Origin of the sequence: Bradyrhizobium sp., from assembly GCF_022844465.1 — a bacterium.
GTDB lineage: Bacteria > Pseudomonadota > Alphaproteobacteria > Rhizobiales > Xanthobacteraceae > Bradyrhizobium.
Map to the genome: position 1 here is coordinate 23,252 of NZ_JALHLP010000013.1, position 13,047 is coordinate 36,298.

Annotated in this window: 11 protein-coding genes; 7 read left to right on the forward strand and 4 right to left on the reverse strand. The window is 63.8% G+C overall.

Annotated elements, in window-relative coordinates:
- The first annotated feature begins 2 nt into the window (after positions 1-2).
- The 4 genes from Q0D31_RS17900 to Q0D31_RS17915 all read left to right on the forward strand — a co-directional run bounded on the left by Q0D31_RS17900 (position 3) and on the right by Q0D31_RS17915 (position 4,869).
- Positions 3-917 (forward strand): tripartite tricarboxylate transporter substrate-binding protein, encoded by a 915-nt coding sequence (locus tag Q0D31_RS17900; protein WP_291853900.1) that lies wholly within the window; start codon positions 3-5, stop codon positions 915-917.
- Between the two features lie 264 nt (positions 918-1,181).
- Entirely contained in the window at positions 1,182-1,955 is a 774-nt protein-coding gene (locus tag Q0D31_RS17905) for a MotA/TolQ/ExbB proton channel family protein (protein ID WP_291853902.1), read from the forward strand.
- A 32-nt stretch (positions 1,956-1,987) separates the two neighbouring features.
- Positions 1,988-2,815: a flagellar motor protein MotB gene (locus Q0D31_RS17910; protein WP_291853904.1), complete on the forward strand. Its 828-nt coding sequence runs from the start codon at positions 1,988-1,990 to the stop codon at positions 2,813-2,815.
- Between the two features lie 155 nt (positions 2,816-2,970).
- Positions 2,971-4,869: a potassium transporter Kup gene (locus tag Q0D31_RS17915; protein ID WP_291853939.1), complete on the forward strand. Its 1,899-nt coding sequence runs from the start codon at positions 2,971-2,973 to the stop codon at positions 4,867-4,869.
- A 47-nt stretch (positions 4,870-4,916) separates the two neighbouring features.
- On the opposite strand, the gene Q0D31_RS17920 is transcribed toward Q0D31_RS17915, so the two are convergent.
- Positions 4,917-5,843, reverse strand: a complete 927-nt coding sequence (locus Q0D31_RS17920; protein WP_291853941.1) for a glycosyltransferase family 4 protein — start codon at positions 5,841-5,843, stop codon at positions 4,917-4,919.
- Between the two features lie 85 nt (positions 5,844-5,928).
- Positions 5,929-7,560 carry an alpha-amylase family glycosyl hydrolase gene (locus Q0D31_RS17925; protein WP_291854109.1) on the reverse strand — a complete coding sequence of 544 codons (1,632 nt, stop codon included), beginning with the start codon at positions 7,558-7,560 and terminating at the stop codon, positions 5,929-5,931.
- Between the two features lie 435 nt (positions 7,561-7,995).
- Between Q0D31_RS17925 and Q0D31_RS17930 the strand changes: the two genes are divergently transcribed.
- The 3 genes from Q0D31_RS17930 to Q0D31_RS17940 are packed head-to-tail and all read left to right on the forward strand — an operon-like array spanning position 7,996 to position 10,562.
- Positions 7,996-8,274, forward strand: coding sequence for a rhodanese-like domain-containing protein (locus tag Q0D31_RS17930; RefSeq protein ID WP_291854111.1), 279 nt, complete (start codon positions 7,996-7,998; stop codon positions 8,272-8,274).
- A gap of 7 nt (positions 8,275-8,281) precedes the next feature.
- Positions 8,282-9,451: an aminotransferase gene (locus Q0D31_RS17935; protein WP_291853942.1), complete on the forward strand. Its 1,170-nt coding sequence runs from the start codon at positions 8,282-8,284 to the stop codon at positions 9,449-9,451.
- Positions 9,452-9,455: 4 nt separating this feature from the next.
- The gene (locus Q0D31_RS17940) at positions 9,456-10,562 is read left to right on the forward strand and encodes a polyamine ABC transporter substrate-binding protein (RefSeq protein WP_291853944.1); all 1,107 of its coding nucleotides are present in this window, start codon (positions 9,456-9,458) and stop codon (positions 10,560-10,562) included.
- A gap of 120 nt (positions 10,563-10,682) precedes the next feature.
- On the opposite strand, the gene Q0D31_RS17945 is transcribed toward Q0D31_RS17940, so the two are convergent.
- On the reverse strand, positions 10,683-11,618 hold the full coding sequence (locus Q0D31_RS17945) for a lipid A biosynthesis lauroyl acyltransferase (protein ID WP_291853946.1): 936 nt from the start codon (positions 11,616-11,618) through the stop codon (positions 10,683-10,685).
- Between the two features lie 119 nt (positions 11,619-11,737).
- Complete coding sequence (locus tag Q0D31_RS17950) at positions 11,738-13,015, reverse strand: beta-ketoacyl-ACP synthase (protein ID WP_291853949.1); 1,278 nt, start codon at positions 13,013-13,015, stop codon at positions 11,738-11,740.
- Between the last annotated feature and the right edge of the window lie 32 nt (positions 13,016-13,047).

Below are 13,047 nucleotides of genomic sequence, written 5' to 3' on the forward strand. Positions count from 1 at the left end.
TGATGCTGGCTGGCCTTGCGCAGGCGCAAACCTATCCATTGCGCCCGATCACGCTGGTGGTGCCGTTCCCGCCTGGTGGCTCGACCGACACCGCCGCGCGGATCATGGCCGAGCGGATGCGCGCGTCGCTTAGACAGTCGGTCGTGATCGAAAATGTCGGCGGCGCCGGCGGCAGCATCGCGGTCGGGCGGGTGGCGCGCGCGGCGCCAGACGGATACACCTTCGACATCGGCCAGTGGGACACCCATGTCGGCAGCATCATCTACAAGCTCGACTACGACCTCGAGAAGGATTTTGAGCCGATCGCGCTGATTTCCCACAATCCCCAGCTGCTGGTCGCCAAGAACGACCTTCCGGCCAACAGCCTCGCCGAACTCGTGACGTGGATGAAGGCCAATCCCGGCAAGATCAACTTCGTCAACCAGAACGCTGCGGCGAACGTCACCGGCGTGATGTTCGAGAGCCTGACCGGGCAGAAGGTGCAATTCATTCCCTATCGCGGCGCCGGTCCCGCCATGACCGACCTGATTTCCGGCACGGTGGATCTGCTGGTGGTGCAGGGCGCGGTGGCGCTGCCGCAAATCCGCGCCGGCAAGATCCTTTCGGCCGCGCGCTCGGCCTCGATGCCTGATATTCCGACCGCGGACGAGACCGGCGTGCCCGGACTTTACATGTCCGGCTGGTTCGGCTTCTGGGCGCCAAAGGCAACGCCGAAGGACGTCATCGCCCGGCTCAATGCCGCGACCGTCGAGGCGCTCGCCGATCCCGCCATCCAGAAGCGCTTCACGGAGCTCGGGCTCGACGTCGCCCCGCGCGCCCAGCAGACGCCGGAGGGACTGGCCGCGTTCCAGAAGGCCGAGATTGATAAGTGGTGGCCGATCATCAAGGCCGCCGGGATCGGCGCCCAGGCCCAGTAAGTCCGGTCAGGTTCGCCCCGCGTATCGGGAAGCTTCCGCATACCTCAATCGTTAGCAAAAGATTGAGATCGGGTGGCGACCATCCCGCCCAAGGGCGCCGGTGCCGGATGGCAATGCGCCGTTCCTCGCAAATCTACGGCCATACGCCGGTTTATCCTTTACGCCTCTTTAATTGCGGGGTCGTAGGGTCGATGTTGCGCGGCTCCGCATCGACCGCGCACCGGCCAGGACGGTCGGTGGTTCGCCTACGCGTCGGAGTTCAGAATGGATATCACCACGCTCATCGGCCTGGTTGTGGGCGGCATCGTCATATCGACTCTGATCCTGATGGGTGGCGACTTCCGGATGTTCTACGACATCCATGCCGTCATCATCATCTTCGGCGGCTCGTTTGCGGCGACGTTGATCCGGTTCCCGCTCAGCGCGATCCTGCACGGCATGCCACTGGGGGCCAAATTCGCCTTCACCATGAGCCGCCTGACGGCGCGCGACCTGGTCGACGAGCTTGCCCGCATCGCGGAAATCGCCCGCAAGCAGGGGCCGGTCGGCCTGGAGAAGGTCGAGACCGACGAACCGTTTCTGGCCAAGGGGATCCGCTACGTCGCCGACGGCTATGACCTCGAATTCATCCGCGACAACATGGAGCGTGATCGCGATAACTTCCTGATGCACCTCAACGAGGGTTCGAAGATCTACCGCGCCATCGGCGACTGCGCCCCGGCGTTCGGCATGATCGGCACCCTGCTCGGCATGGTGCAGATGTTCTCCAACATGTCGGACCCCTCCAAGCTCGGTCCCTTCATGGCGGTGGCTCTGCTGGCGACGCTTTACGGCGCGGTGGTGGCAAACCTGATCTGCCTGCCGATCGCCGACAAGCTGCACGGCAAGCTTCTCGACGAAGAAACCAACCGCACCCTGATCATCGACGGCATCCTGATGATCCGGGATTCCAAGAGCCCGACGTTGGTCCGCGAAATGCTGTTGGCCTATCTCCCCGAAAAACACCGCCAGGAGGAGGGCGACCTGGTTCCGGCCTGATCGAGAGCGGAATCCAGGCGCGGACATAGAACATGGCCAAGAAAAAACGCGAAGAGGCGCACGGCGGTCACGGCTGGTTCGTCACTTTTGCCGATCTGATGGCGCTGCTGCTGGCGTTCTTCGTGATGCTGGTTGCGTTCTCCAGCCAGGATCAGAACAAGCTGAAGATCGTCGCCGGCTCGATGCGCGAAGCGTTCGGTGTGCAGACCGAGAGCAGACATTCCGGAATCGTCGAATCCGATGGCCTGCCGACGCGGCCGATGCTGAAGCATCTGGAGCATGTTTCGCCGGAGGATTCCTCTCCTCACCCGGCCCCTGAGGTGAAGGACAGCAAACGCGACGAGGGCCTCCGCCAGAAGGTCGATCGGGAGTTTGCGCTCGCCTCAGCTTCGCTGCGTCAGGCATTGCAGGACATGCCGGAACTGACCGAAATGTCCAAGCACATCATTTTTGAGGAAACCAAAGAGGGCCTCAATCTCGAGATCGTCGACCAGGACGGCCGCTCGATGTTCGCCGATGGCTCCAAGGTGCCGTACGACCGGACCAAGCGGCTGATTCAAAGGCTGGCCGGCCCGCTCAAGGCGACGCCGCTTCGTCTCTCGATCGTCGGCCACACCTCAGCCGGCTTTGTACCCAATCGCAGCGAGTACGGCGCCTTCGACCTTTCGGCCGACCGCGCCAACGTGGTGCGCCAGATTCTCGAGCGCGAGGGGTTGCGACCGTCGAACGTGTTTGCGGTTTCCGGCAAGGCCGACAGCCAGCCGCTGTTTCCCGATGATCCCACCCTGCCGGCAAACCGCCGGGTGACCATCACGTTGATGCGCGAAAACCCGCCACTGCCGCCCGGCTTGAAGCCGTGATGCAATAGGCCTACCATAGTACCATCGGCGTTGTGGCCGGTTTGTCCCAGTCTCGTCGCGCATGGGGTGCAATGCACGGTCGATGATTGACAGTCAGCGCGGAAGCGTCGATAGCCGCCGGATCAATTCACCCGTGAAAGCGTTCCTTCTGCGTCATGACTGGCAGCGCCCCATCCACCGAAGCCCATGAGGGGCAGGCCACCTCGGGTTTTTGGGCCCTGGCGCTGGGAAGCATCGGCGTTGTGTTCGGCGATATCGGCACCTCGCCGCTCTACGCGTTCCGCGAGGCCGTCTCGCACGCCGCGGCCGGGCAGCCGGTATCGCGCGCCATCGTGCTCGGTGTACTTTCGCTGATCCTGTGGTCGCTGTTCATCGTCGTGACGGCCAAATACGTTCTGCTGTTGCTGCGCGCCGACAACAACGGCGAGGGCGGCACGCTCTCCCTGATGGCGCTGGGTCAGCGGGCGCTGGGCCGGCGAAGCTGGCCCCTGCTGGCGCTCGGCGTGGTCGGCGCCTCGATGTTCATCGGCGATTCCATGATCACGCCGGCGATCTCTGTGCTGTCGGCCGTCGAAGGTCTCAAGCTCGTCACGCCCGCGCTCGAACATTATGTCGTGCCGCTGACGATCTTCATTCTCGTCGTGCTGTTCTCGGTGCAGAGCAGCGGTACCGCGCGGGTGGCCTCGCTGTTTGGGCCGGTGATGGTGGTCTGGTTTCTGACGCTGACGACGTTGGGCCTCGTCCACATCAGCGACGACCCCACGGTCCTGGCGGCGATCAATCCCTGGTACGCCATCCAGTTCATGCTTTCTCACGGAATGATCGGACTGGTGACGATGGGACTGGTGTTCCTTGCCGTGACCGGCGGCGAGGCGCTGTATGCGGACCTCGGCCATTTCGGGCGCAAGCCGATCCAGGCCGGATGGTTCTATCTGGTGTTACCGGCGCTTCTGATCAACTATTTCGGCCAGGGCGCGCTGGTGTTGTCCGATCCGTCGGCAATCCAAAACCCGTTCTACCGGCTGGCCCCCGAAATACTGGTGCTGCCGCTGGTGGTGCTGGCGACAGCGGCCACCGTGATCGCGAGCCAGGCGGTGATAACGGGCGCCTATTCGCTGGTTCGCCAGGCGGTGCAACTCGGCCTGTTGCCGCGGTTTGAGGTTCGCTACACCTCGGAGACCCATGCCGGTCAGATCTACCTACCGCGCGTCAACCGGCTGCTATTGGTCGGGGTCGTGCTGCTGGTGCTGCTGTTCCGCACCTCGAGCGGTCTTGCCTCGGCCTACGGCATCGCCGTCTCCACCACCATGGTGGTAGACGGCATCATGGGATTCGTCGTGATCTGGAAGTTGTGGAACTGGCGCGCGGCGACCGCGGCGGCCGTGATCCTGCCGCTGGTGATCGTCGACATGAGCTTCTTTGCCGCAAACCTCCTGAAGCTGCTCGACGGCGCCTGGGTGCCGCTGCTGTTCGGCGTCGTCGTCGCGGTGATGATCTGGACCTGGCGCCGGGGCGCGGCGATCCTGGTCGCCAAGACCCGGCGCATCGAGGTGCCGCTGATCGACCTGGTCAAGAGCCTCGAAAAGCGTCCACCTCACATCGTCAAGGGTACGGCGGTGTTTCTGACCTCCGACCCGAGCTTCGTGCCGACCGCGCTGATGCATAACCTCAAACACAACAAGGTGCTGCACGAACACAACGTCATCCTCACGATCGAAACCGCGGAGACGCCGCGGGTCGACCCGGCCGACCGCGTCAGGATGGAATCCATCAGCGAGAAGTTCGCCACCGTGCGGCTGCGGTTCGGGTTCATGGAATCGCCGAACGTCCCCAAGGCGCTGGCGATCGCGCGCAAGCTCGGCTGGCAGTTCGACATCATGGCGACGTCGTTCTTCGTGTCGCGGCGTTCGCTCAAGCCCTCGGCGCAGTCTGGCATGCCGCAATGGCAAGACCATCTGTTCATCGCGATGAGCCGCTCCGCCAACGACGCCACCGACTATTTCCAGATCCCGACGGGACGGGTGGTCGAAGTAGGGACTCAGGTTACGATTTAGGCTTTGGGTCAATCCCGATCGTAGGCCCATGAAGGCCAAGCAGGTCCTCAGTTGAGGAGCGATCGGTACAGGTCCAGATATCGATCAGCCATCCGCCCGACCGTAAATCGTTCGGACACCGCCGCCCGGCATGCGGCGCGATCGATTTCGCCGATACGGCCGATCGCATCGACGGCTTCATCGACGTTGTCGACCAGAAAGCCGGTCACGCCATCATCGACCAGCTCGGGCATTGATCCGCGGTTGCAGGCGATCACCGGCGTGCCGCAGGCGAGCGCCTCCACCACCGATAGTCCGAACGGCTCGTCGAAATTGATCAGGTGGAGCAGCGCGCGCGCCGAGCCCAGAAGCTTCGTCCGGACCGCTCCGCCCACCGGGCCGCGATAGACGACGGTACGCTCGTCCAGCGCGGGCACGACCTGCTCGTTGTGATAGTCCTGGTCCTGGACGATGCCGGCCATGATCAGCCGCCGACCTGCGCGGCCTGCCGCCGCAATCGCCTCGGCCGCGCCCTTGTCCGGGTGGATGCGGCCGAAGAACAGCAGGTCTTCGCTGCCGCGCGGGTCGAAGGGAAAGTCCTCCAGCCGAATGCCGTGGTGGATTGTCGAGGCATAGCGCAGGTCCGGATGGCGATCGGCATCGCTGATTGCGACATAATGGACGCGATCCTCGTAGGCCTTGAAGGCGGGCAGGATGCGTTCCGAGGAGAAGCCGTGGATCGTCGTGACGACAGGAGTCTCGACCAGGCGCGAGAATGCGAGCGGCACGAAATCGGCCTGATTGTGAATGAGGTCGAACTCACCGGCGCGCTCAAAGACATGGGCGACGTGGAGCATCTCCCATACCTTGGCGTCGATCCTGGGGTCCTCGGAATACGCCGCTGGGCAGACGCCAGCCAGTTTGCCCGCCGTCCGGCTATCCTTCGTGGCGAACAAGGTGACGTCGATGCCGCGCGCCACCAGCGCCTCGGTCAACAGGCTCGTCACCAGCTCCCATGGACCATAATGGCGCGGCGGCGTGCGCCAGGAGATCGGAGCCAGCATGGCGATACGCACGCGATTATCCTTCGCTGTTTTGGTTATTGGCCATCAGGATCACGCCCTCGTCCGCCCGTAGTAGCACGGCGCGGTCTTCGACCAGCGCCGCGTGGGCGAGCGTGGACAAGAGCACCCGGCAATCGCTCGCCCAGTCGGGTAACTCCAGGCGCTGCAAGTTTCCCCCGAGATTGAGCGCCACGATCAACCGCTCGGCGCCGAACCGGCGCTGATAGGCGAGGATATCGCCCTCCGCGTCCAGCAGCGCAAAGTCGCCGATCGCCAACGCCGGATGCGCGCGCCTCGCGGCCAGCAACCGGCGATAAAGCGCCAGGATTGAATGAGGCTCTTGCGCCATCCGCGCGACGTTACGAACCGGCCAGTCGGCATGGAGCGGCAGCCACGGCCTGGCCGCGGTGAAGCCGGCATTTTCGCTGCCGTCCCACGGCATCGGGGTGCGGACCGGATCGCGGCCGAGCGCGAGGGTGGGCTCGCGCAGCCCGCGCGGGTCCTGAACCTGTGCCGGCGGGATCGCGACATCGCTCAAGCCCAATTCGTCTGCGTAATAGAGGGTGGGCGTGCCGCGGAGCGTCAGCAGCAGCATCGCTGCGACGCCGGCCTGGGCCTGCCCAAGCCTGGCTGCGACGCGTGGCCGGTCGTGGTTGCCGAGCACCCAGTTCGGCCAGGCGTCTGGTGGAAGCGCTGCCTCATAGTCGGCGATCAGCGTCGCGAGGGCGCGCGCCTGCCACGGTGCATCAATGAGCTGGAAGTTGAAGGGCAGGTGCACCTCTGCCCGTTCCCGGCCGTAATAGTGCAGCAGCCGGTCGACCGGCAAATAGATCTCGCCGATTAGCACGCGATCGCCCCGCCCACCGGAACCATAACTGTCGGCGATGGCGCGCATGTCGGCGGCGATCGCGTGCACCTCGGGCTGGTCGGTCGAATGCAGCTGGAGCACGCGGTGCATATCGCCCAGCGCCGGCTGCCAGGCGGGGTTGGGCGGATTGTCCGGGAAGTCGGCCGCCTTGACCAGGTGCCACAGCACGTCGATGCGCAGACCATCCACGCCCCGGTCGAACCAGAAGCGCATCACGTCGTACATCGCCGCCCGCACGGCCGGATTGCGCCAGTTGAGGTCCGGCTGCTGCTTCAGGAACGCGTGATAGTAATACTGGCGGGTGGCCTCGTCCCATTCCCATGCCGGGCCGCCGAAATCGCTGATCCAGTTGTTGGGCGGCCAGCCATCCGGCGCGGGATCGCGCCAGATGTACCAGTCCCGTTTCGGATTGTTGCGCGAGGCGCGGCTCTCGACGAACCAGGGATGCCGGTCGGATGTATGGTTGGGCACGAAGTCGAGCAGAAGCCTGAGCCCGCGCGCATGGGCTTGCGCAAGCAGACTGTCGAAATCGGCAAGCCCGCCGAAGCGCGCATCGATGTCGCAGTAGTCGGCGACGTCATAGCCGAAGTCAGCCATCGGCGAGGGATAGATCGGTGAGATCCAGATGGCGTCGACGCCAAGGCTGGCGAGATAGTCGAGCCTGCTCTCGATTCCCTTGAGATCGCCGACGCCGTCGGCGTTGGTATCCTGAAAGGAGCGCGGGTAGATCTGGTAGATCACACCCGTCTGCCACCAGAGAAATCCGAATGAGGCCGCCAACTGGGGCTGCCTTACTGTGGCGCGTGCAACGGCGATTTGGCCTGGTTGCGCTGGATTCTGGGCATGGTGGCTCTCCGAAACGGGCGGGAGCACGACACTCTCAGTCACCGATGGAAGCCGAAGGCGGGGCGGTGATAGGACGAGTAGATTCCCTTTGTGTCCGGTTGCCAACCCAGGAAACGCTGACGCCGACCCTTGCCCCAATACAGATCGAAAACCTCTGACCCGAAAACGCGGGCGGGAGGAGCAATGCCTTCCGCGGGGGCCTGGTCTTTGGCGGCCGTTTAAACCGTTTGTGGTGCTTGATTTTCGCCGCGCCAGGGGCGACTTTGGCGCTCGCTTGGGCTGAGCGGAGCCCCGCAGCCGTTGTCGGGAGGATACTGCGTGGCGGACCATCAGGTGCACGATTTGACGCCGGAAGACGTATCGAAGGGGATGGCGGAGGGACGCTATCTGCTCGTCGACGTGCGCGAGCCCAACGAGGTGGCTGTGGAAGCCTATCCGGACAGCGTGGTCGTTCCGCTCTCGACGTTCGACCCCGCCGCCATTCCCGACCCCAGGGGCAAGCAGGTGGTCTTTGCCTGCCGCTCCGGCAAGCGCTCGGTGACGGCGTCGCTGGCGGCGCAGGCGGCGGGGCTTGCCTATGACAAGCATCTGGCGGGCGGCATCATCGGCTGGAAGGCCGCGGGATTTCAAACCAGGGCCGGCGGCTGATTTTCCCATGACCTCCATGAACAAGGTCTTTGCCGACCTTCCCGTTACCGTTTTCGAGGCGATGTCGCAGGCCGCACGCGACAACAACGCCATCAATCTCGGCCAGGGCTTTCCTGACGATCCCGGGCCGGAGGACATCCGGCGGGCTGCGGCCGATGCCTCGCTGAACGGCTACAACCAGTACCCGTCGATGATGGGCATTCCGGAACTGCGGACGGCGATCGCGGACCATTACGGCCGCTGGCACAACCTCATCCTCGATCCGATGACCGAGGTGATGGTGACCTCGGGCGGCACCGAGGCGCTGACGGCATCGATTCTGGCCGTCGTCGAGCCCGGCGACGAAGTCGTCGTGTTCCAGCCGGTCTATGACAGCTATCTGCCGATCATCCGACAGGCCGGCGGGATTCCGCGGTTGCTGCGGCTGGAGCCGCCGCACTGGCGGTTGGACGAGGAGATGCTGGCAAGCGTCTTCAACCATAAGACCAAAGCGGTGCTGTTCAACAACCCGCTCAATCCGGCCGCCGTGGTCTATCCCCGCGAAGACCTGGAATTGCTGGCGCGGTTCTGCCAGCAGTTCGACACGGTCGCAATCTGCGACGAGGTCTGGGAGCATGTGGTCTTCGACGGCCGTGAGCATATCCCGCTGATCACGATTCCCGGCATGCGCGACCGCACGATCAAGGTCGGCAGCGCCGGCAAGATATTCTCGCTGACGGGATGGAAGATCGGCTTTGTCTGCGCCGCGCCGCCGCTGTTGCGGGTCGCCGCCAAGGTGCACCAGTTCCTGACGTTTACGACCGCCCCCAATCTGCAGGCCGCCGTCGCCTACGGTCTCGGCAAGCCCGCGGAATATTTTCACGGGATGCGCAAGGATCTGGCGCGGAGCCGGGACCGTCTCACCAGCGGGCTCGAGCGCATCGGCTTTCCGGTGCTGAAATCGCAGGGCACTTATTTCCTCACCGTCGATCTCGCGCCGCTTGGCCTCAACGAATCCGACGTGGCGTTCTGCCATCGCATCGTGAACGAGTACAAGGTGGCCGCGATCCCGGTGTCGGCGTTCTACGAACAGGATGCGGTGACGTCGGTGGTGCGGTTCTGCTTTTCGAAAAAGGACGAAACGCTGGATACCGCGCTCGAGCGTTTGTCGGACGCGGTGCATCGACGCAAGAGGTAGATAGATGCGCGACGGGTACCGAGCCACGCTTTGCCTGATTGGCGTGATCGCTTTGGCGCTGACGCTTGCGCCGGCGCGGGCCGAAGAGCGCAAGGTCAATTTCTACAACTGGTCGAACTACATGGCGCCGGGGGTACTGGAGGATTTCACCAGGGAGACCGGCATCAAGGTGGTCTACGACACCTTCGACGCCAACGAGACGCTGGAGACCCGGCTGCTGGCGGGAAAGTCGGGTTACGACGTCGTGGTTCCCACCGGCTATTTCCTGCAGCGCCAGATCACGGCAAAGGTCTTCCTCAAGCTCGACAAATCGAAGCTGCCCAACCTCGGCAACGCCTGGCCGGCAGTGACGAGCCAGCTCGCCGTCTACGACCCCGGCAACAGCTACGGCGCCAACTACATGTGGGGTACGACTGGCATCGGCTATAACGTCAAGGCGGCCGAGAAAGTCCTCGGACCTGGTGCGAAAATCGACAGCTGGGACATCGTGTTCAAGCCGGAGAACCTGGCGAAGTTCAGGGATTGCGGCATCCACATGCTGGATTCCGCCGACGACATTCTTCCCGCCGCGCTGAGCTATCTCGGGATCGACCCGAACTCGACCACGCAGGCTGATCTGGACAGGGCCGCCGACCTCGTCGGAAAGATCAGGCCTCACGTCCGCAAGTTTCATTCCTCGGAATATCTGGGCGCGCTGGCGTCGGGAGAAATTTGCTTCGTGGTGGGATGGTCGGGCGACGTCATGCAGGCGCGCAGCCGGGCGGCGGAGGCCAACAATGGTATCGAAATCGGCTACACCATCCCGAAAGAAGGCGCCCAGATGTTCTTCGACAATCTCGCGATTCCCGCCGATGCGAAGAACGTCGCGGAGGCTTATGAGCTGATAAACTACCTCTACCGCCCGGACGTCGCGGCGAAGAACTCCAATTTCCTCTCCTACGCCAACGGCAATCTGGCGAGCCAGAAATTGATCAACCCGGAAATCATCAACGACCGGAACATTTATCCTGACGAGGCGACGCAGAAGAAGCTGTTCGTAATCCACGCCCGCGACCCCGCCACGCAGCGCATCATCAACCGGCTCTGGACCAGGGTGAAGACGGGGAAGTGATGCGTGTGGGTCATTCCGGGATGGTCCGAAGGACCAGACCTCAGGCGCGCAATTGCGCACCGGGGAATCTCGAGATTCCGGGTTCGATGCTTCGCATCGCCCCGGAATGACGACTTGGACTCACCGCCACCTTCGGTGAAGCCAGAGCCACTGCTCCGGATATTCGCGCACCCAGCCTTCGATCACCGACGTGACCGCCTGCATCATGCCCTGGATGTCGATCTGGCCGGAAGCGTCGCGCACCGGCTTGACCTCTTCGGACAGTTCGGCGCGGAACCGGTGGTTGGGCAGGCGGATGATGCGCACGCCATGCACGGGACATTCGACCTGCCGCAACAGCCGCGCCAGGGTCGGATTGGCCCTGGTCTTGCGGCCAAAGAAAGTCACCTCGACGCCATTGCCCATGTACTGATCGACCAGCATCGCGACGTGCTGACCGTTTTGCAGCGCCTCCGCCAGCTTCAGCGGCGCCTCGCGGCCAGCCGGCACCAGCGTGCCCATCTTGACGGCGCGGATACGCTGGATGGCGCGGTCGGCGGATTCGATGTTCGGCCGCCGGAAAAGGATGGCGCAATCCAGGCCGTGGGCAACGGCGCCGAGCGCGGGAATCTCCCAATTGCCGAGATGGCTCGCGAAGATGATGGCGGGCTTGCCGTCGTCCCGCAGGGAATCGAAAAGTTGCTTCGTTCGTGCGCCGAACTCGACGCGGCTGGGTCTATCGGGATGATCGACGTCATAGTCCCAGATGTGGTCAAGATGGGCGAACTCGGCGCCGATGCGGCCGAGATTGTCCCAGACGCCCGACAGTATGGTTTCAATCTCCTCGGGCGACTTCTCCGGAAAGGCCGCCTTGAGATTTTCACGACCGATCCGGTCCTCGCGCAGCCGTCGGCCGATGAAGCGGGTGACGCGGCCAAAGAAATTCGCAGTCTTGATCGGGTCGAAGTAACGGGTCGTGCGCAACAACGCGATGGTCAGCGCGCCGACGGCGGCTTCGGCTAGCGGTTTGGCGGCGTCGCGAACGCGCGCCTTGGTGCGCAGGAGCAGGCGGTTCATTTTTGCTGGGGCGCCGGCCTAAAGCGCGATGAGATTGGAATGAATCATCATCGCGCTTTAGCTCTTTGTTTGAGCATGATCTTTTCGGAAAACCGCTGCACACTTTTCCGGATCATGCTCTAGACCGGTTCGCGGGTGAGGATCAGCGAGGCGTTCTGGCCGCCGAAACCGAACGAGTTTGACATGACAGCGGTGACGCGGGCATCGCGCGCCTTGTTGGCGACCACGTCGAACAGAATGGCTGGATCCGGAATCTCGTAATTGATGGTCGGCGGAATCCGCTGATGCTCCAGCGTCAGCAGCGAGAAGATCGCCTCGACCGCGCCGGCTGCGGAAATCGTATGCCCAACCATCGACTTGTTGGAGGACACCGGTATCTTCGGCAAATGATCGCCGAATACCACCGCGGTGGTGTTGTACTCCATCTTGTCGTTCTCGGGCGTCGCGGTGCCGTGGGCGTTGATGTGGTCGATCTGTTCCGGCTCGAGGCCGGCATCGGCCAGCGTCTTGCGCATGCAACCGATGATCGGCTTGCCGTCCGGGCTCGACCGGGTGCGATGGAACGAGTCGGTCAGCTCGCCGCAGCCGGCGACCACGCCGAGAATGGCGGCGCCGCGCGCCATCGCGGAATCGTAGCTTTCCAGCACCATCGCGCCGGCGCCCTCCGCCATCACAAAGCCGTCGCGGTTCTTCGAGAACGGCTTTGAAGCGGCCTGTGGCGGATCATTCTGCGTCGACAGGGCAGATAACAGCGAGAAGCGCACCACCGCTTCCGGATTGACCGAGCCGTCGGTTGCCACACACAGCGCCGCGTCGGCATCGCCACGGCGGATCGCCTCGACGCCTAGCTGGATCGAGGTCGCGCCGGACGCGCACGCGGTCGATAGCGAGATCGGCGATCCCTTGGTGCCGAATATATCGGCCAGATGGCTCGCCACCGAACCGAACATGAAGCGATGGTGATATTTCGCGAACCGGCCGCCGCCGCTGACGCGCAGTATGTCGTCGTAGCCGAACTCGGTCTTTCCGATCGCGCGACCGAGTTCGAGCCGTTGCGGCCACTCCACCTCGACCGGCGCAACCGCCAGAAACAGCGGGCCGGGGAAATCGGCCTTGGCCCCGATGCCAGCCTGATCGAGCGCTTCCTCGGTTGCGATCTCCGCCAGCCGCTCGGTCAGGCCGGTCGACGAGAACGGATCGACGGTGACGAAATCGACCGTTCCCGCCATGGTGGATTTCAGCCCGTCGATCGGGAACCGGGTCACGGTCCGGATGCCGGATTCCCCTGCGGTCAGCCGGGTCCAGTTGTCGGTTTTGCCGGCGCCGAGCGACGTCACCACGCCCATGCCGGTGACGACGACGATCGGCCTGCCGAACTTATCGCGTGGTGCTGACATGTTTCCCCCGTGGCTCCCGCGCAGCGAGTGAA